Here is a 20,217-nt window from a genome sequence, read left to right as displayed (position 1 = left end):
TCTAATCTGCAATAGCTTCATTTAATCCTTTTAATACCAAGTAAGGATCTTTTATTATTTGAGGCGCAAAGATGCTGTTTTGTAATTGCTTAAACAAAAAATCAGCATCACCACCTGTAATAATAACCTTTAAGGCACTTTCTTTTATATTATTAAGGGCTATAAACCCTTCAATTTCATTTTTTACACCCTGTAAAACACCATTTTTTATCGCCGAAACTGTATCAATTCCATTAGGTATATTATTTTCAGCATCCCAATTCACTAAAGGCAGCCTACCCGTAAACTCGTGTACAGCTTTAAACCGCATGGTTATTCCGGGGCTTATGCTGCCGCCGAAATATTCGCTCTTTGCGTTAAGCAAATCGTAGGTTATACAGGTTCCGGCATCAATAACTAAACATGCCTTTGTCCTAAATATTGCGTTTGCACCCAATATGCCAGCCCATCTGTCTAACCCTAAAGTTGATGGAGTTTTATATTTATTTTGTACACCGTTTGAAAGCAAAGCTGAAAAACGTACATAAGTTGTTTTGCTTTTTAATAAGTTTTCCAGAGATATTATTTCCTCATCAACTGTACTAATTATCGATTTTTTGATGCTAAATTTTTCTATCAGATCGATTAAATCATTATCCGTTATTTTGCTAAGGCGTTGATAATGTACAATTTCCTTTCCTTCAAAAATGGCAACCTTCGTTGATGTATTTCCAATATCAATACTTAAATTATGCATTTATCTAAATAAGAATCAATTACCTCATCATCACAACCTGTATTGAAAAGTTTAAAACTTAACAATTGTGCCACAAAGCTATTAATCTTTAACAAGTTTCGAGGCATCATTTTGTTAAAAAAGGTTAAACAAAGAGAAAGTACTGTACCGAGATAATGAAGAGCAGAAATAAGGTTTCGTAAAACCATCGCTTTTTAGCATTGCTGAAATAATAGGCCAATAATACAGAGCCTGGTGTCACAACAAGCAAAAAATGCCAGGTTCTAAAATCAGGTTTAAGATAAAAACTTGCAGCTGATACCAGAAACATAAAAAACAGCATTTGAAAACCTTTTCTGGTACTAATAAAACTTCTGAAAAAGTTTTCACGAAGCTGTAATGATGCTAAAATGATTATAACGGCAACAGGAATTAAAACCAGGTAATCATTATAATTTATTTTAAAAACTGATGGGAATTTATTCCCCAAAGGCTTCCAGATTTGATAAAACGAACTCAGATTATCTTTCCAAAAATAAAATACAGCCAGGAAAAAAAATACAGTTAAAAAACCAACTAACCCTGCAACCCATTCTCGCCAGTTAAATGAACGAAAAAGCATGAGGGATAGAAAAATCATGACCAACATGGCCATAAACGGAAAGTAAATCAATGTTCCTATTGCTATAATCATCCCGATGTCAAAAACTGTAGTTATAGAATTCAGGCTTTTATTTAGCTTCAGAAATTTATCAATTAACCATATTAATAAGAAGTTACACAGTAATGCCGGACTTAAAACCATGAATGGTAAAAACAAGCTGGCTCCTGTTATATACATTAAAGCTGGTAAAAAGCTTGGTTTGGCTAAAAGGTTATGGTTGTTAATTATCCTGTTAAAAATTAAAGCCTGTGTAAATACTAAAATACCCGCAAAAAATATATTGGCCGAAGAAGAGAATACATTCTCCAAATTAACATTAATAAGTAATCTGGCAAAGGGTTCAAGAAAATCGAAATTTAGCTGAGCTGGCATCTCATAAAACATAAAAATACGCATGAAAAATGTATACGCCAGCAATAAAATAAGGTTAATGGGATTTAATTTTTTGAACTGATTAATCATACCATGCTAAAGAATGGGCAAAGTAAACAAATTATTTTAAGAGAAAAGCAAAAAAAGGTAGAGGGTAAGACGGTGGAAGGTTTATGTGTAAAGCATGATGCAGAAACAACTTCTGAGCCCTAAATGGCTTACTGGCTAAACTCTTGCGTACTTTTTAACCATATCATCAATAATTTTCGCAGTTTCATCAGGAAAATTGAATTGATGCCGTTGAGGTTTTGCAACCCAATCTTTAATTATTGGCAGCCAGTTTTTTACACTTCCCCAAATTACAGGTAATCCAAACTGCTTTAAAGCATAGGCATTACATTGTTGTTCAAACTGAAAACGCATTGGTGCAACCAAAAGTTTTTTACCCAAAAATAAAGCTTCTGCAGGTCCTTCAAAGCCACCTCCGGTAAATAAACCTTCACAAGTTGCCAGGCTTTTATTAAATTTTTCGTTATTAACAGGCGCAACATAAACATTTTGCTCCTGATAAGCCTCTTTATTATGTTTCGAAAAAACCTGCCAGATAACATTTGGTATTTGAACGAGTAACTTCACTATCCGCTTATCATCAACTGCCGGTAAATAGACCGTATAATGACCAAGGTTTTTACTTTCCAATGCCCTGATTTCTGAACGAATAACGGGTGTATAAATAAAATCGTCGTACCTATCAAAGTGAAATCCTATATGATATTTCGTTGGCGCATAATGGCTAAGAATAACTTTCCCCCAATCGATAGTTCTTGGTCTTGGAACCTTTTTAGATTTAAAAGCAGCCTGATGACTTAATGAGACACATTCTATGCCCTGTAACTTACAAGCCCATGCGCTAACGGGTTCAAAATCATTAACAATAAGGTTGTAATCTTTTAGCTGAAGCTGGCTCATATCCTTTCTGAAACGGAAAAGATTCATACTTAGCCAGGTTCTGAAATGATCTACGCCCCCCTTTTTTCCAAAAATGAAACTGAAACCATGTAATTGATATTTAACAGGCTGGCTTAATTTTACGTCGGCTTGGGTACCACTAACTAAAATATCCAGCTCACCATATTTTTGAAGCAAGGGAATAATTTCTCTTGCCCTGCTAATGTGTCCATTTCCGGTGCCTTGTATTGCGTAAAGTATTTTCATTTGTTAAAAACCGAATATCTAAAATTATCGGGCAATTTCATACTTTATATTTTGCAAAAGTAAATTAATATCCAATTTGCTCTTTAAATCTTCTGCGTCAGAAAGGATTCCTTCATCAATTTCATCCTTAACAAAATCTTTATATTCGTATTTAAAAATGCTCCAGCTTTGGTCATTATATTCTAAGGCAGTTAAACTTTCAACCCAATCGCCACTATTTAGATACGTCACTTTCCCACTGTCTGTAACAATTTCTCTCTTTTCAGCCTGATGAATATGACCGCAAACCACATATTCGTACCCCTTTTCTATCGCTAGTTCTGCAGCCACCTGCTCAAAACTATTGATAAACTTTACCGCATCCTTAAACCTGGCTTTTATCTTTTTAGAAAAGCTCATTTTTTCCCGGCCAAATGCATTGAGTATCCAGTTTACAAAACTGTTTATCAAAATTAGGGTATCGTAGCCTACTGCCCCCATCTTTGCCAACCACTTAGAATGTTGCATGGTTACATCAAAAACATCTCCATGAAAAAACCAGGCCTTCTTACCGTCGATTTCCATGATGAGTTTATTTCCTAAATGAAATGAACCCATTTCCATACCATCAAATTTTCTTAACATTTCATCGTGGTTTCCGGTTAAATAATGAACTTCTACGCCTTCAGAAACAAACTTCATTAACTTACGGATTACCTTCATGTGAGATTCTGGCCAATAGCTTTTGCTAAATTGCCAGATATCAATAATATCACCATTTAAAATAAGTGTTTTAGGCTTAATGGTTTTTAAGTATTTCAAAAGTTCTTTTGCGTGGCAACCATAGGTGCCCAAATGTACATCGGATATTACGACTACATCGACATTTCTTTTATCCATAAATGAGAATTTTAGGGGGAGGAAATTTTAATACCGCTTTAAAAAAGCAGTTTGAATATATAGAAGCTATTTTACCATTCCTCTTCCTCATCGAGTTTTACCTCAAAAGGGCTAAAGAAATAAAGTACAACGACTAAAAGACAAATCGCAAAGAATGATTCTAACATTACATCTGATTTTATATACAAATGTAAGACACTGTATATCAAACAAATGTTATGATATTGTTAAATTTAATCATTTGATTAATAATTATATTGAAATGACATCAGACAAAAATACCCATAAGCAAATATGCCCATGGGTATTTTATAAAATTTATTCGTTTAAAAGCTTGTTTTTACGCTTTAACTGGTTTCTTTTTCTTGTTTTCTGAATAGAAGCCAAATCCTAAACCAATTACCAACAAAATAGAACCTGCTAATGAAATCTTCTCGCCTGTATAATATGATGTAGGGTGAAAGATGAATTCAAGTTTATGGTTCCCAGCTTCTAATTGAGCAGCACGTAATACATAATCAGCTCTAAAATAAGGTTTTTCAACACCATCGATATACATTTTCCAGCCTTTGTTGTAGTAAATTTCAGAGAAAACTGCAACTACATCTTTAGCTGTAGAGTATTCGTAGGTTAAATGATCGGGGTTGTAGTTTGTCAATTTGATGAAGCCTTCTTCTCCTGTGCCTAAAATTTTGCTGTTCATTAAGCCTTTGTAACTTTCATCAACAATAGCTTCTTTTTTTGCATCGAAACTGCTGATGGCTTTCATCTCCTCATCAGAATTTTTTACATATTGAACACTACCAACAAACCAGGCATTGCCCGCAGCAGTTGGGTTACGCTGCATTTTATATGAGCCTGTTTTTTGATCCTGACTGATGATGTATTTAGTATTCAACATATCTAAAACATCTTGATTGATGCTTTTTGTGAATTGATTTTGAATGAGCTCATCATAACGTTTCAATTTAGCCGCATGGTAACCACCAACTGTTTTATGGAAAGCAGAAGTACTTGCATCCTGAAATGTTGAAATTGACATATCAAAAACCCTGAAATCAGGATCTTTATCTGCAGCAATAAAGTTATCTACATCACGAGGTTGAAAGTAATTTTCTAAAGTAGATTTCGTTTCAAAGTTTTTATTATTTAAATATCTTCTATCAACCTGCCACATATCTATTAAAATTGCAAGGCTTAATAAGCCAAACGCAAACTGCATATTCATTTTCTTAGTGATAAATGCCCAAACAATTCCGAAGCCAATGACCACAAAAAGGAAAGAACGAAACGCATCAGCACGAGCAATAGAAATTCTATCCTCCACTAACCCATTCGCAATTTTTTGTGCAATGGCTGCATTATTTTGCAAACTTTGAGTTAGTGCTTGCACAATCTCAGCATGATTGGAAGTTTTAAAGCCAAAGAACAACGTTGGAATTAAAGCTACAATAAGGGCAAAACCGCCAACTATTCCCGCAGACCACATTAATTTTTTCACTAAAACTTTTTGATCGATACTTCCCTCTTGTGCTTCTTTTATGGCCAGGAATGCTAATACAGGAACTAATAAACCAACAACAGCCAAAATAGATTCTACTGCTCTAAACTTGTTGTACAATGGAAAATAATCGAAAAACAGATCGCTTACAAGCGGGAAGTTCTTACCAAGAGAAAGTAAAATAAATAATATTGTTGTCGATAATATCCACCACTTTAACCGGCTGCGAACAATAAATAATCCAAACACAAAAAGGAAACAAATTATAGCTCCAAAGTAATAACCGCCTGAGGTACTTGGTTTCTCACCCCAGTACTCTTGCATGTTTAATTGTTGACCTAATGATTGAATTGCTTGTATAGTTTGTCCCTGATCTCCACCCGTAACTTCGGCAACAGCCTTATACATATTACTTTCTGGTTTCACCAGTTCATCAATACTGGTTTTACCTCCATATAAATTTGGAATAAGAAAACTAAAGGTTTCTCCAACACCCTGGCTCCAACCGTAAGCATATTCTTTAGACATACCTGCTCCCTTTTCTGCATTTGCTGAAGTTAAGTTAGATTTGCCCCGATTAGTTTCTTTAGCATATTCTGAAGTTGTCCATAATAAACTTGCATTTACCATAACTGAAATTAAAACTGCAACGCTCAGAAATCCGAGAGCTTTTCCTAAAGCAGGAAGCATTTTAGCTTTATATGATTGATATACCTCAATTCCAACAAAAATTAATATTGCAAGGAAAAGATAATATGTCATTTGCACGTGATTGGATCTGATTTCCAATGCTAAAAACAATGCAGTTAAACTTGCGCCGTACCAGTATCTCCCTCTAAAGGTTAATATAATTCCTGCTAAAATTGGAGCAAAGAAACCAATTGCTAAAGCTTTATTGCTGTGGCCTGTAGCAATGAGCACAAAATTATATGAGGTAAATGCAAAGGCGATTGCACCCGCAGCAGCCAACCAGGGATTTATCCTTAACACAATAAATAGAAAATAAGCACCAAGCAGAAATAGCATTACAGTTCCAACCGGATTTGGCAATGCTTTCGTAATTAAAGCAATACCATAGGTTGCACCGTTATACGCATATTGTACCCATATTTGATAAGCAGGCATTCCACCAAACATCTGGTTAGTCCAAAGTGGGCCATTACCATCCTTAGTCCTGAAATCCATAATTTCCTTTTGCATGGCTTTGGATTGGATAACATCGCTTTGTGCAGGCGCTTTCCCCTGCAAAACAGGACTGAAGTAGGCAAAACAAATGACTACAAAAATTGCAATAATGGCTAGGTGGGTGCCATTGTTTTTAAACCAGTTATTCATTAAGGATTGTTTATGTTTAAACGAACGTCAAAAATAAAAATTTGAACGGTATATTAAAGGAATAAATTGAAAGCCTTCACATTAAAAATTTAGATTTGTTTAAACATCAACTCTCATCAGAAATAATTATCATGAAAACTATAGCAATTACTCTACTTTTTTCACTTTCGATAAGCGTCTCTTTTGCACAATTAGTGAGTTTAAATGCTACAGAAATTACTGCACTAAAACAGCAAATTAAAAAAGATGGACGTGCTAAAAAACTTTACGCTAACTTTAAAATATTGGCTGATGCCTATCTGGACGAAGTGCCAAATCCTGTCGATACGATTCGTACAGAAGGTTTATTGAAAGGTAATCCTAAAAAAGAGAGAACGGCCCTTGCGCTTAAAGATATGAATAAGATGTTCATTTTAGCATTAGAATTTAAAATAACTGGTGAAAGAAAGTATCTTAATAAGTCTAATGAATTTCTTATTGCATGGGCAAAATTAAATCAGCCAAATGGAGACCCAATTGATGATACTAATTTGGATAATGCCATAGAAGCTTATGATTTAATTAAAGAAAATATTCCTGCAAGCGATAAAATTATTATTACCGATTGGCTAAAAAGAACTGCTCTCGCAGAGATTAATAGTAAGCGGATGAACAGAAACCGAGGTACAGGCATTAACAATTGGAATGCTCATCGCTTAAAAATAGTTGGTGAGATAGGTTACGCTCTAAACAATAAAGAATTTATCGACTGGACAATTGACAGATTTAAAAAACACATCGAAGTTAATTTAAATGAAGATGGCACCAGCTTAGATTTTAAAGACCGTGATGCCATGCACTATCACATTTACGATTTAGAACCAATGCTTAAACTTGCATTGTTGATAAAAAGAGCGGGGGGTGAAGATTTCTACAACTATCAATCGCCAAAGCTTTCATCAATTAAAAAATCTGTTGAGTGGTTAATACCGTACATAAAAGGAGAAAAACAGCATGAGGAATACGTAAATACAACCGTAAAGTTCGATAGAGACAGGGCAAAAAATAATGAACCAGGCTTCGCTCCTGGCACAATGTTTAAACCTTCATTAGCTTTGCCAGTTTTAAAACTATCAGTTTATTTCGATTTAAATCAAACTAATTTGCTTTCTTCTTTAAACGAAAAAGGTAAAGATTGGCAAATGCTGATGGACGAGATTAGGTATAAAGTAAAATCAAACAATTAAAGTTTCAATAATTTTTGAAACTTTAATAAAAATAATTATATTTGTTCATGGAATTAGCAGCAGGAAAATTAAAATTTATCGAGGCCTGGGGTAAATTAGGCTCCGAATGGGGAATAAACCGTACCATGGCGCAGGTACATGCTTTACTATTAATTTCTCCTGAAGCAATTACCACCGAAGATATTATGGAACAGTTGAGCATATCTAGGGGAAATACGAACATGACCGTTCGCGATTTAATTGGTTGGGGACTGGTTGAAAAGCAGCACAAAGCAGGAGAGCGCAAAGAATATTTTTTTGCAGATAAAGATGTTTGGAATATTGCCCGCCAGGTTGCTAAAGAACGCAAGAAACGTGAATTAGAACCAGTTTTAAAAATTCTGAGTGAATTGTCTTCCGTAACCGGCGAGGAGAAAGATCCTGAGTTTAAAACTTTTCAAAAGTCTGTATCAGATATTAACAAATTAGCGAAGAGTGTAGATAAAACTATGGAAGCCATGCTCAAAGCAGACCAAAACTGGTTTTTAAATTCTATATTAAAAGTCTTCAAACCTTAGTATTAAGGTAAAATTTAGCTTGAATATGCTAATGACAACCCAAAGCCATATTGGCTTTATTTTTTAATTATAACTTTCATTATTTACTGAAAATTTAAAAACATAAATATTATGAAAACACTAGCAAACCATGTAATCCTTTTCGATGAAGAGTGCCCTATGTGCCACGCTTACACCAAAGCATTTACAAAATTAAATATGCTTCCTAAAAACGGACGGGAAGCTTATCAAAATACACCAGACTACATTTGCCCGCTTATTGATAAGAAAAGAGCAGCTAATGAAATCGCCCTAGTTGATACAGAGAATGGTGAAGTAACGTATGGAATAAAAAGTTTGTTTAAAATTATTGGAAATGCAATGCCTTTATTTAAACCATTATTTGCCTTCAATCCCTTTATCTGGTTAATGCAGAAAATTTACGCCTTTATATCTTACAACAGAAAAGTTATCATTCCTGCAGAAATAAAACCAAATATAGTTCAACCTGATTTTAAAATTCAATACCGAATTGCCTATCTATTGTTTACCTGGTTTGTTACCGCTTATCTTTTAACAGATTATGCTCATTTACTAACTGATTTTGTTCCTTTAGGAGTTATGTATAGGGAATATTTAATCTGCGGCGGACAACTATTTTTTCAAGGAATAATCATTTTTATCTACAGAAAAGAAAAGCTGTGGGAGTATTTGGGTAACATGATGACAATTTCTTTCGCCGGGGCTTTGCTACTTATTATCCCTTTACAAGTGGTAAAATGGATTGACATTCCCCAACTGTTTTTCATAGCTTATTTTTTGATGATTGCAGGCTTGATGCTTTTTGAGCATATACGTCGAAGTAAAATATTAAAGCTAAGTTTATTGATGAGCTTTAGCTGGGTAATATATCGTTTAATTGTTTTAGGTTTAATCTTCATCATATAATTATGAAATACAATAAAATCATATTAGCAGGTGGTAGTGGATATTTAGGTGGTGTTTTAGCGAAACACTTTAGTATCATGGCCAATGAAATTATAATCTTAGCCAGAAAACCAAAAACTGAGAATAGAAATATAAAAACATTGGTTTGGGATAGAAAAACTGAAAGCAGCTGGACTAAAGAACTTAATGATGCAGATTTATTAATTAACCTATGTGGAAAAAATGTGAACTGCAGGTACACAGATAAAAATCGGGAAGAAATAATAAATTCAAGAATTTTCCCAACGCAATTGCTAAACCAGGTTTTAAACAAATTATCAAATCCACCAAAACTCTGGATTAATGTAACCTCTGCGACAATTTATCGCCACGCAGAAGATAAGCCTCAGGATGATTTAACCGGCGAAATCGGTTATGGATTTTCTATTGATGTCTGCAGAACCTGGGAGGAAATATTTTTCGAGCCAACAAATCCAAAAACACGAAAAATTGCACTTAGAATGGGAATTGTAATGGGCAGAAAAGATGGTGCATTTCCAAGACTTTTAAATTTAGTTAAAGTTGGAATGGGTGGCAAGCAAGGTGCTGGCGAACAATATGTTAGTTGGATTCATGAGCAAGATGTGGCACGAAGTGTAGAGTGGTTAATTGAACATGTAGAAATTGAGGGAGCTGTAAATTGTACTGCACCAAATGCAGTTAAAAATACAGAAATGATGAAAACCTTAAGAATGGCTTATGGAATGCCTTTCGGTTTGCCGGCACCCGCTTGGTTATTGGAAATCGGCGCAAAATTTATAGGCACAGAAACCGAGTTGATTTTAAAAAGCAGATGGGTTAACCCAGCAATTCTTATAAATTCAGGATTTAAGTTTCAATATGGAGATATTAATGATGCCTTTAATGATATTTTGAGTTTAAGGGTTTAGGAAGGTAAAAGCTAAATTAAAATGAAAACGATAATAAACGCACCTATTGACAAATGTTTTGATTTATCGAGAAACATTGATCTCCACCTTCAATCGATGTCGAACTCAAAGGAAAAAGCAATAGCAGGAAAAACCAATGGATTAATCGATTTGGGTGAATCAGTAACTTGGGAAGCCGAGCATTTTGGTCTTAAACTTAGGCTAGCAACGAAAATTACAAAAATGGAAAAACCATTAAACTTTACCGATGAAATGAAAAGAGGACCATTTAAGTTTATGAAACACCTGCATCGTTTTGATAAAATTGGCGATAAAACTGAAATGATAGATGTATTCGAATTTGGAATGCCTTTTGGTTTTATGGGTTGGCTGGTGGAAGAACTTTTATTAAAAATTTATATGAAAAAACTATTAACTAAAAGAAATATGGTAATTAAGCAATTTGCAGAAAACAAAAAAACCTGAATTAAACAGGACTTAAATTTTATTTAACTTCTTCATAATCTACAAAATCACCAAGTTTATCCGTTTTCCCCTGATCGGGTTTTGGCGGCATATAATCGATTGAAATGGATCCTTCAGGTTTTTTTTTAGGTTGCTGTTGTTGCCCAGTGGCTTGTTGTTGCATTTTGCTTGCAAGATTACCAAAAAGCATTGGTAGAAGAAGACGAATCAATATTCTGATTATCCAAAGTATTAATACGGTTATAAAAAGGAATTTAATTAATGGCATTCTTTTAAACTATTTGTACAAATATAGACGTAGCAACGCTTGTTTTGTTACTTTTTGATGGATTAATTGCAATTGAATTACAAATTATCAATCCTCAACGATTTCACAAACCCTTCCAACTTGTCCGTCATCAAGTCTTACCTTTATACCTCTGGAATGGAATAAAGATGAAGTTAATAAATCTTTAACAATCCCGTAGGTAACATTTCCACTGCGTTGGTCTTTTTTAAGAATTATTCCAACTTCCAAACCCGGGTAAATATCTTTTCTATTTTGTCCGTCCATATTATTTTAAGGCACAATTTTTTCTATTTCCCAAACTTCTCATTAAACATTTTTTCCAAAGCAAACATTTCATCCCGCAGTTTTGCAGCTTGTAAAAAATCCATATCTTTTGCAGCCTTTTGCATTTCTTTTTTGGTATTATCAATTGCTTTCTGCAATTCACTTTTCCCCATATATTGAACAATTGGGTCTGCAGCGATGCTAATTTCTGCATTTTCTATATAGGCTCTTGCTTTATTATCGCTTGCTTTTTGTGAGAAATCTAAAACAGAAGTTTGCTCTAAAATTGCTTCGCGAGATTTCCCAACAGTCATTGGTGTTATTCCATGCTCCAAATTATAAGCTATTTGGATATCCCGACGGCGATTGGTTTCAGAGATTGTTTTCTCCATACTATCTGTTATGCCATCAGCATACATAATTACACGGCCTTTATCGTTTCTTGCCGCACGGCCTATGGTTTGAATTAATGATTTTTCTGAACGAAGAAACCCTTCTTTGTCGGCATCCAAAATGGCAACCAAAGTTACTTCAGGTAAATCCAAACCTTCACGCAACAAGTTAATTCCAATAAGCACATCAAATTCACCTAAACGCAATCCACGAAGAATCTCAACCCGCTCTAGAGTTTTGATTTCGGAGTGAATATACCGCGTTTTAATGTTTAACCTATCCATGTATTTGGTTAACTCTTCAGCCATTCTTTTGGTTAATGTTGTTACTAAAATACGTCCGCCTTGTTTTATAGTAATGTCTATTTCATCCAACAAATCATCAACCTGATTAATTGCCGGCCTTATTTCAATTACAGGATCTAACAATCCGGTAGGGCGAATAACCTGTTCTACAACTACACCATCCGATTTTTCCAATTCATAATCGGCAGGTGTTGCACTTACGTAAATGGTTTGAGGAGCCAAAGCTTCAAATTCTGTAAAATTTAAAGGGCGATTATCCAAAGCAGCAGGCAAACGGAAACCATACTCTACTAACGACAGCTTCCGAGATCTGTCGCCACCATACATTGCCCTGATTTGAGGCACTGTAACATGACTTTCATCGATAACCATTAAGTAATCATCAGGAAAATAATCCAGTAAACAGAAAGGACGCATACCTGGCGAACGTCCATCAAAAAAACGTGAATAGTTTTCGATACCAGAACAGTAACCCAATTCTTTCATCATTTCGATATCGAAATTAGTTCTTTCTTCCAAACGCTTCGCTTCTAATAAATGCCTGTCGGCAATAAGCTGATTTTTACGGATTTCTAATTCTTCTTGAATTCCCCATATAGATTGGTTGAATCTATCTTTAGGCGTTACGAAGAGGTTAGCAGGATAAATCGCCATATCTTCTAGCTTTTCTATGGTTTTACCAGAAACCGGGTCGATTGCAGAAAGCTCTTCAATATCATCGCCAAAGAAAGAAACCCGATAAGCATGATCTAAATATGCAGGGTAAATATCAACTGTATCACCTTTAACCCTAAAAGTTCCGCGTTTGAATTCGGTCGTTGTTCTGGCGTACATAATTTCTACAAGACTATGCAAAAAAGAATTTCTTGAAATCCGCAACCCAACTCCAAAACGGAAAACCATTCTTGAAAAATCTTCAGGATTCCCCATACCATAAATACAGGAGATGGAAGAAACTACAATAACATCTCTCCTACCGCTCATTAAAGCAGAAGTTGTACGTAGGCGAAGTTTCTCTATTTCTTCGTTGATGCTTAAATCTTTTTCTATATAAGTATTGCTTGATGCAATGAAAGCTTCAGGCTGATAATAATCGTAATACGAAACAAAATAATTTACCGAATTATCGGGGAAAAAATTTTTAAACTCTCCATAAAGCTGAGCGGCTAAAGTTTTGTTATGACTTAAAATAAGTGTTGGCTTTTGAGTCTGCTCTATAACGTTGGCCACTGTAAAAGTTTTTCCAGAGCCGGTAACACCCAATAAAGTCTGATAGTTTTCGTTCGAATTTACACCATCTACAAGTTGTTTTATGGCTCCGGGTTGATCTCCGGTTGGTTGATATGCGGATGTGATTTTAAATTTCATAGACTGTATCAAATATACGATTTAGAGCGTAAAGACTAAACAGCCGAAAGTCAGGAAAGTTCATTACTATTTAGGTTTTAATTGAGGAGAACAATACATTAGTGAACGAAATTAATTATACAAATTCAAAACAAAAGCTATGTAAATTCAAAATAAAACACCAAAAAGCAAAGCCCCGCTGATTTTCAACGAGGCTTTGTCATATAGATAAACAATAAAATCTGTTATTTACCCGCAGCCTTTTGCATTGGGTTTACCCCAACAGATTGGCCGCGAACTGAAGATGCCGCTTTAGCTTTGAAAACCTTAAACTTACTTTCTTTTGCCTTACCGCCCCAAGTATTGTTAGAGGTATCGATATCAGCTGTTTCTCTTAATGGGTCAATTAAAATAGATTCTACTTCTTTATCCTTTACATAAAATTTTGAAGTTTTTAATTCATCATGTCTCCATACTTGTGCAGGGATTCTATCGATGTCTTTTGAACCATCTTTATAGGTAAATTCAACAATAATCGGCATAACTAAACCACCTTTATTGCTGAAATCCAATTCGTAGAAGAATTTATTTTCATATTTCTGCTGTTCAGCTGTCGGAACGGCTTCAAAAGGCATTGAGCCTTGGGTTTTAATCGCGATTGCAGTATCTACAGAAACTAAGCCCCTATCGTATTTGTAATAAAAATCTTGTGCTGCAGGGGTTTTATCGGCATAGAAACTAATCTTTTTATCGTCACGGTTTCTGATTTTTGAAATATCCTGAAATGCATTTACCGCAGGTTTATCAACTTTTATCATTCTTGCTCTTGCTTCAGGAATTGTAGTTGGGAAATCTGCTTTTGCAAACTTTACCGTGTCCAGTGCGATGTCGCATGGCTCAGTTCCGTAAAACCAGCCTCTCCAAAACCAATCTAAATCTTCACCACTTGCATCTTCCATGGTTCGAAAAAGGTCTGCAGGTTGAGGATGTTTAAAAGCCCATCTTCTCGAATATTCTTTAAAAGCATAATCAAAAAGTTCTCTGCCCATAATGGTTTCACGAAGAATATTTAAACCAGTTGCTGGTTTTGAATATGCATTCGGACCAAAGCGAGCGATGTTTTCAGAGTTAGTCATAATTGGCTCCAACTCATCTTTAGGTAGTTTCATGTAATCAACAATTGTATAAGCCGGTCCTTTTTTACTTGGAAAAGTATTATCCCAAAGCTCTTCAGTTAAATATTCAACGAAAGAGTTTAAGCCTTCATCCATCCAGGTCCACTGGCGCTCATCACTATTTACAATCATTGGGAAAAAATTGTGTCCAACCTCGTGTATAATTACGCCTAACATACCGTTTTTAGTGCTTTCGCTATAAGTTCCGTCAGCATCTGTACGTCCATAATTAAAACAAATCATTGGGTATTCCATACCATTTGCGGCTTCGATACTTTGTGCTACCGGATAAGGGTAAGGGATTGTAAAATCAGAATAGGTTTTTATGGTATGTGCTACGGCACGTGTAGAAAATTTGCTGTATAAATTATAGGCTTCCTTTCCATAAAAACTCATACACATTACGGTATTATTATTGGCAGCAATTTTTTGAGGCATTGCATCCCAAATAAATTTTCGTGAGGCAGTCCAGGCGAAATCGCGAACATTATTTGCCAGGAAAACCCAGGTTTTAGTTCCGCTTGCCTTTTTACCTTCAGCAGTTTTAGCTTCGGCAAGTGTTTGAATTTCTACCGGGGCAGTTGCCGTTTTAGCAGCATTATATCTGCTTAACTGAGCAGAATTTAAAACAGCACTATAGTTAATACATTCGCCTGTTGAACCAACTAAATGATCTGCAGGAACAGTCATTTGTACTTTGAAATCGCCAAAAGTTAAGGCAAATTCTCCTCTACCAGTAAACTGGTGATTTTGCCAGCCCTGGAAATCACTATAAACACATAAACGAGGATACCACTGTGTCATCGTAAACAAATAGTTCCCATCTGCAGGGAAAAATTCGTAACCACCACGACCACCAACAGACATTCTATCGGTAATTTTGTAATTCCAATCGATATTAAAAATATATTTCTGCCCTGTTTTTAAAGCCACAGGCAAATCAATTCTCATCATCGTTTTATTAACGGTATAGATTAATTTTTTTCCGGTTGCATCCGTTAATTTTAAAACATTAATACCAAAACCATTATTAGCTGTTGAGCTTAATTTTTCGATGCTTTGCGTTGTACCCACCATAGGTAATTTTGTTGCATCCTGATAATTTGAACTCTTATCGGTACTATGCTCGTTTTCATCTAGCTGCAACCAAATATAAGTTAATGGATCGGGCGAATTATTGGTGTAGGTTACGGTTTCGCTTCCGGTTAACAACAGATTTTTTTCATCAAGCGAACATTTAATATTGTAATCTGCTCGCTGCTGCCAGTATTTTACACCCGGTGCACCACTAGCGGTACGCTGTTCATTCGGTGTAGGCAAAATGGTTCCCAACTGTTCAAATTTGTTTCCATGGTTACTACCGGGATTGTTTTGAATGTTTTGAGCCATTGCCAAGCTACCAGCAAAAGCCATTAAACCTGTTAATGTAAATAGTTTATTCATCTTTATATTCTATTAAAATGGGATTCTTTCTAAAGCCATTTTTAAAGCCAGGCTGAATACGGCTGCTGATACAAACAAGACCCAACTCGGACGCCTTATTTTACTATAATTAAAAATTAAAAAATTAACTGCTAAGATAATAATAACCATAAAAATTTGTCCGGCTTCTAAACCAACATTAAAGCCGAAAAGCCCCCAGCCAATTTTTTGATCTTTCGCCAACATAATTCTTATCGAATTTGCGAAGCCCATACCGTGTATCAATCCAAAAACTAAAGCCAGGTAATAATTTATTTTTACAGATTTTAAAGAGAAATCTTTCCTGCGTAAATTACTAACCGCGGTAAAAACAATTGTACACGGAATTAAAAACTCTACCCACTTGCTTTCAAAACGGATAACATCGGTAACACTTAAAAATAAAGTTAACGAATGCCCAATTGTAAAAGCAGTTACCAAAATTAAAACTTGCTTTAAATTATGGTAGCTATAAATGGCTACTAAAGCCAAAATAAACAACTGATGATCTAAAGCATCGGCACTTATGATGTGTTCCCATCCTAATTTAAAATAAAAGATAAAATCTTGTAACGGCATTATAATAAATTAGCTTTGTGAGCGAAGCTTTAGTATTTTTGATTGCATAAAATTAAAGTTTTAATTATAAAAAAGGCAAAATCAGTATAAATGCATTTCTTAAATACCAAATTTGTTACCTTATTTTTAGTTTTTGCACTTATTAGCAATACAAAAGGATTGAAGCATCCGCTACATGTAAGTACAACAGAAGTAAATGTTAATGGCAAAGATAAAACCCTAGAAATTAGTACCCGGGTGTTTAGTGATGATTTTGAATCCGTTTTGGCAAAACTATACAAGCAAAAAACGGATCTTTCCAAACCTGAGCTTAAAACGCAAATGGATAATTTAATTAAGAAATACTTGTTATCGCATCTACAGATTAAGACCAACGGCAAAGTTGTAGCGCTAAATTATATTGGCTTTGAGCAAGATCATGAAGCCACAAATATTTATTTAGAAGTAGAAAAAATTAATGCTCCTAAATCTATCGATGTAAGCAGTACGATTTTATACGACATGTTTGATGATCAAATGAGCATTGTTCATGTAGTAAACGGTGGCGTAAGAAAAAGCACAAAAATTTTATATCCCGATAAAACTTTTACAGCAAGTTTTTAATTACTTATTGTTGGATTAAAAAATTAGCACTAGCCAATAAAAATTTCTGTACGATGGTTAAATATGCAGACTAAATAATTATGATAACATTCGATTTAAGCAAGACTAAATCTATCGCCAATACTTTTATTGCCGAATTGCGTGATGAAACTATCCAAAAAGATTCTATGCGTTTTCGCAAAAACATGGAGCGACTGGGTGAGTTTTTTGCTTTTGAAATCAGTAAATCCCTCAAATTTATCCCCAAAGAAGTAACAACTCCATTAGGAATTTCACAATGTGATATTTTGGAAACACAACCCGTATTGGCTACAATTTTACGTGCTGGTTTACCGCTGCAGCAAGGCTTGCTAAATATTTTTGATAAGGCTGAGTGCTGCTTTATTTCTGCATATAGAAAAGTAAAAAAGAATGGCGATTTTATTATTCAAATGGATTACATCTCAACACCTGATTTAGATGGAAGAGTGCTGATAATGGCCGACCCAATGCTTGCTACAGGGCAAAGTATGGTAATGTGCTGTAAAGAATTAATGAATCGATATAAAGTTGCAGAATTACATATTGTAGCAGCCATTGCCAGCGTAGAAGGTATTGCTCATGTTAAAGCAAACCTGCCAAAAGCTAAACTATGGCTTGGTGCAATTGATGAGGAAATGACTAGCAAAGCTTACATTGTACCGGGTTTAGGTGATGCAGGTGATTTAGCTTACGGTGAAAAAATTTAACGAAGATTATTTAACAGGATTTGCGGAGTTTTAGCAAGACCAGGATTTATTCATCATAATTTAATATCCAACCCAAACATTTCAACGTTTTAACAGTTCAATGTTTTAACAATTCGACAATTTTGAAAAACAAAAAACACATTTTCTTCGATTTAGACCATACCATTTGGGATTTTGACCGTAATGCAGAAGAAACTTTAAATGAACTGTATCAGATTTATAATCTTCACGAATTGGGATTAAAATCTTGTGAAGAATTTATAAGCACCTATACCGAAAATAACCACCAGCTTTGGGCAGATTATCACTTAGGAAAAATTACCAAAGATTTTTTAAGAGCAGAAAGGTTCAATAAAACTTTTCTTCAGTTGGGCGTACGGCCAGATGCCGTTCCTAATCAGTTTGAAGATGATTATGTAAGCATTTCGCCAACTAAAACAAATTTGTTTGATGGAGCAGAAAACGTATTGACTTACTTAAAAGAGAAATATACACTTCACATCATATCCAATGGGTTTAAAGAAACTACATTAACCAAAATGAATCTTTCTGGATTAAACCCTTATTTCAAAAATGTTATCATATCAGAAGATGTTGGTGCTAACAAACCTAACCCGGTTATCTTCGAACATGCTTTAAATAAAGCCAAAGCGGTTAAGGAAGAAAGTATAATGATTGGTGATAGTTTAGAAGCTGACGTTTATGGTGCACTGAACTTTGGCATGGAAGCCATTTTTTTTAATCCAACCAAAAAAGAAAAACCTGCAGATGTTAACAAAGAAATTATTCATTTAAAGGAGTTACTATCTTTATTCTAAGCTTATCTGCTACCTTTATGTATGAATTCGAGCAAAGTTAAAATTTCACTTCACCATATTATTGATGCGTACAAGGCCAAACTTTCTTCGTACTCTGATGATGTTTTTCAAATAACGCCACCTATAAACGGCTGGAGTTACAGCGAAGTTTATGCTCATATCTTCGATGCGAGTTTACTTTCGCTTTTAGCGCTAGAAAATGCTGCACAAGGAAAAGGAGAAAATCAACCAACACATTTTGCCGTAAAACTGATTCTGTTTTTTGGTTCTTTCCCTCCAGCAAAGAAATACAAAGTACCAAAAAGATTGGCCGAAAGGGTAAAGAAAATAAGCAAAGCTGAAGCACTAGATTTTATTTTAGAATTCGAAAAAGCATTGGATTTAACCTATCCATTAATTGCTACAGCAAATTTGCATTCGAAGACAAAGCACCCAAGGTTAGGGTATTTAAATGCAAAACAGTGGTTTCGATTTACTGAAATCCATTTAAAACATCATCTAAAGCAATTGATTCGCATAGAAAAAAGCTTCGGTTTGTAATTTTCAAGAATAAAACTAATATTTCACATTTGGAAAATCTGTTCTGGCTTTATTAAATTGATTTTCCATATCAGTGGTCCAGCCAAAAGCAATTGTTGCCTGTGCTTTTAAATTTACACCCGCCGCACCACTCCAAAAATGCACAAATTCGCCAAAATTCATATCTCTTGAATAGTCTGTTCCATTGGAAGGAAAGTTTTCTGATAACAAAACAAAGAATTTATTTAGCGCAGCTGTACCTCCATTTTTTGAATATATTGGATAAAACCAGTTTTTAAACCACTGTGTATTTGCTTTAGGGAAGTTATCAACAGTAGCCATGCACTTGTTATACCAACGCTCTGCATCACTCGTCATACCCAGATTTTTATACACATCGTACTGATAAATTTCCATCCACTTACTATCGCCCCAAATTTTAAAGGCTGGCGAGTTGTGTTTTCCTTTGGAAGCAAATTCTACAATGTGGCCAACTTCGTGAGTTACAATGTCTTTTTCATTTGCTGTAAATCCCTCCCACGCTTTGGGATCTACTAGCCCAACATCAATCACATTTCTATTATCATGGCTGGCTTCAAAATAATTTGAAGGATGCCCTCCACCATATTTGCCAGTATGAAAAATTGCATATAGTTTTTTATTTGAACCAAAACCACCGTAAACAGTTTTGGTATATTGCCAAACTTTTGTTAAATATTCGTTGGGCCAGGTAACGGATTTATTTACATCCTTATCGTAGAAAACGATTAAATCATCATTAGAAAAAACGCTATTGAGTAATTGATTGTGTTCAAACCAATGTTCCTGCCAGGTTTCGGAAATTTCAGGTTCTTTAACAGCATCACTATCTTTTTTACACGCTGTAAAAATTAATAGAAAGGAGAAAACGCAGGAGATAATTCTGAATTGTTTCATAACCTATTATATTAG

General features: G+C 34.8%; 20 protein-coding genes. 9 read left to right on the top strand and 11 right to left on the bottom strand.

Features of this window, described 5'->3' with window-relative positions:
- Nucleotide 1 precedes the first annotated feature (1 nt).
- The 5 genes from IEV50_RS15905 to IEV50_RS15885 all read right to left on the bottom strand — a co-directional run bounded on the left by IEV50_RS15905 (nucleotide 2) and on the right by IEV50_RS15885 (nucleotide 6,681).
- Nucleotides 2–736: a type III pantothenate kinase gene (locus IEV50_RS15905; protein WP_188416198.1), complete on the bottom strand. Its 735-nt coding sequence runs from the start codon at nucleotides 734–736 to the stop codon at nucleotides 2–4.
- A gap of 124 nt (nucleotides 737–860) precedes the next feature.
- Nucleotides 861–1,841, bottom strand: a complete 981-nt coding sequence (locus IEV50_RS15900) for a DUF6427 family protein (protein ID WP_188416196.1) — start codon at nucleotides 1,839–1,841, stop codon at nucleotides 861–863.
- Between the two features lie 135 nt (nucleotides 1,842–1,976).
- Entirely contained in the window at nucleotides 1,977–2,966 is a 990-nt protein-coding gene (locus tag IEV50_RS15895; RefSeq protein ID WP_188416194.1) for a glycosyltransferase family protein, read from the bottom strand.
- A gap of 24 nt (nucleotides 2,967–2,990) precedes the next feature.
- On the bottom strand, nucleotides 2,991–3,845 hold the full coding sequence (locus IEV50_RS15890) for a UDP-2,3-diacylglucosamine diphosphatase (protein WP_188416192.1): 855 nt from the start codon (nucleotides 3,843–3,845) through the stop codon (nucleotides 2,991–2,993).
- Between the two features lie 340 nt (nucleotides 3,846–4,185).
- The gene (locus IEV50_RS15885) at nucleotides 4,186–6,681 is read right to left on the bottom strand and encodes a YfhO family protein (protein ID WP_188416190.1); all 2,496 of its coding nucleotides are present in this window, start codon (nucleotides 6,679–6,681) and stop codon (nucleotides 4,186–4,188) included.
- Between the two features lie 131 nt (nucleotides 6,682–6,812).
- On the opposite strand from IEV50_RS15885, the gene IEV50_RS15880 reads away from it, so the two are divergent.
- The 5 genes from IEV50_RS15880 to IEV50_RS15860 all read left to right on the top strand — a co-directional run bounded on the left by IEV50_RS15880 (nucleotide 6,813) and on the right by IEV50_RS15860 (nucleotide 10,785).
- The gene (locus tag IEV50_RS15880; RefSeq protein ID WP_188416189.1) at nucleotides 6,813–7,907 is read left to right on the top strand and encodes an alginate lyase family protein; all 1,095 of its coding nucleotides are present in this window, start codon (nucleotides 6,813–6,815) and stop codon (nucleotides 7,905–7,907) included.
- A gap of 47 nt (nucleotides 7,908–7,954) precedes the next feature.
- On the top strand, nucleotides 7,955–8,464 hold the full coding sequence (locus IEV50_RS15875) for a GbsR/MarR family transcriptional regulator (RefSeq protein ID WP_188416187.1): 510 nt from the start codon (nucleotides 7,955–7,957) through the stop codon (nucleotides 8,462–8,464).
- A gap of 111 nt (nucleotides 8,465–8,575) precedes the next feature.
- Entirely contained in the window at nucleotides 8,576–9,391 is an 816-nt protein-coding gene (locus tag IEV50_RS15870; protein WP_188416185.1) for a DCC1-like thiol-disulfide oxidoreductase family protein, read from the top strand.
- A gap of 2 nt (nucleotides 9,392–9,393) precedes the next feature.
- Nucleotides 9,394–10,320 carry a TIGR01777 family oxidoreductase gene (locus tag IEV50_RS15865; protein ID WP_188416183.1) on the top strand — a complete coding sequence of 309 codons (927 nt, stop codon included), beginning with the start codon at nucleotides 9,394–9,396 and terminating at the stop codon, nucleotides 10,318–10,320.
- Between the two features lie 21 nt (nucleotides 10,321–10,341).
- A complete protein-coding gene (locus IEV50_RS15860; RefSeq protein ID WP_188416181.1) occupies nucleotides 10,342–10,785 on the top strand; it encodes an SRPBCC family protein in 444 nt (147 codons plus the stop codon).
- A 19-nt stretch (nucleotides 10,786–10,804) separates the two neighbouring features.
- Here the strand turns inward: IEV50_RS15860 and IEV50_RS15855 are convergent, their stop codons facing one another.
- From IEV50_RS15855 to IEV50_RS15835, 5 genes are all read right to left on the bottom strand, one after another.
- Nucleotides 10,805–11,053: a DUF4834 family protein gene (locus tag IEV50_RS15855; protein WP_188416179.1), complete on the bottom strand. Its 249-nt coding sequence runs from the start codon at nucleotides 11,051–11,053 to the stop codon at nucleotides 10,805–10,807.
- An 87-nt stretch (nucleotides 11,054–11,140) separates the two neighbouring features.
- Nucleotides 11,141–11,338, bottom strand: a complete 198-nt coding sequence (locus tag IEV50_RS15850) for a YwbE family protein (RefSeq protein ID WP_188416177.1) — start codon at nucleotides 11,336–11,338, stop codon at nucleotides 11,141–11,143.
- Between the two features lie 23 nt (nucleotides 11,339–11,361).
- On the bottom strand, nucleotides 11,362–13,404 hold the full coding sequence (gene uvrB / locus IEV50_RS15845; protein ID WP_188416175.1) for an excinuclease ABC subunit UvrB: 2,043 nt from the start codon (nucleotides 13,402–13,404) through the stop codon (nucleotides 11,362–11,364).
- A gap of 224 nt (nucleotides 13,405–13,628) precedes the next feature.
- The gene (locus IEV50_RS15840; RefSeq protein WP_188416173.1) at nucleotides 13,629–16,001 is read right to left on the bottom strand and encodes a M1 family metallopeptidase; all 2,373 of its coding nucleotides are present in this window, start codon (nucleotides 15,999–16,001) and stop codon (nucleotides 13,629–13,631) included.
- 12 nt (nucleotides 16,002–16,013) lie between these two features.
- Nucleotides 16,014–16,598, bottom strand: coding sequence for a HupE/UreJ family protein (locus tag IEV50_RS15835; RefSeq protein WP_188416172.1), 585 nt, complete (start codon nucleotides 16,596–16,598; stop codon nucleotides 16,014–16,016).
- 90 nt (nucleotides 16,599–16,688) lie between these two features.
- Here IEV50_RS15835 and IEV50_RS15830 point away from each other — a divergent pair, with 90 nt between their 5' ends.
- From IEV50_RS15830 to IEV50_RS15815, 4 genes are all read left to right on the top strand, one after another.
- Nucleotides 16,689–17,201 carry a DUF6702 family protein gene (locus IEV50_RS15830; RefSeq protein ID WP_188416170.1) on the top strand — a complete coding sequence of 171 codons (513 nt, stop codon included), beginning with the start codon at nucleotides 16,689–16,691 and terminating at the stop codon, nucleotides 17,199–17,201.
- An 80-nt stretch (nucleotides 17,202–17,281) separates the two neighbouring features.
- On the top strand, nucleotides 17,282–17,929 hold the full coding sequence (upp, locus tag IEV50_RS15825) for a uracil phosphoribosyltransferase (RefSeq protein ID WP_188416168.1): 648 nt from the start codon (nucleotides 17,282–17,284) through the stop codon (nucleotides 17,927–17,929).
- Nucleotides 17,930–18,048: 119 nt separating this feature from the next.
- Complete coding sequence (locus IEV50_RS15820) at nucleotides 18,049–18,747, top strand: YjjG family noncanonical pyrimidine nucleotidase (RefSeq protein WP_188416419.1); 699 nt, start codon at nucleotides 18,049–18,051, stop codon at nucleotides 18,745–18,747.
- 21 nt (nucleotides 18,748–18,768) lie between these two features.
- On the top strand, nucleotides 18,769–19,287 hold the full coding sequence (locus tag IEV50_RS15815; RefSeq protein WP_188416166.1) for a DinB family protein: 519 nt from the start codon (nucleotides 18,769–18,771) through the stop codon (nucleotides 19,285–19,287).
- Nucleotides 19,288–19,302: 15 nt separating this feature from the next.
- Here IEV50_RS15815 and IEV50_RS15810 read toward each other — a convergent pair whose 3' ends face one another.
- Nucleotides 19,303–20,202 carry a hypothetical protein gene (locus IEV50_RS15810; RefSeq protein WP_188416164.1) on the bottom strand — a complete coding sequence of 300 codons (900 nt, stop codon included), beginning with the start codon at nucleotides 20,200–20,202 and terminating at the stop codon, nucleotides 19,303–19,305.
- Between the last annotated feature and the right edge of the window lie 15 nt (nucleotides 20,203–20,217).

Origin of the sequence: Pedobacter mendelii (assembly GCF_014635725.1) — a bacterium.
Classification (GTDB): Bacteria; Bacteroidota; Bacteroidia; order Sphingobacteriales; family Sphingobacteriaceae; genus Pedobacter; species Pedobacter mendelii.
Note: the sequence above shows the minus strand (reverse complement) of the source record. Positions and strands in the feature narration are given on the sequence as shown.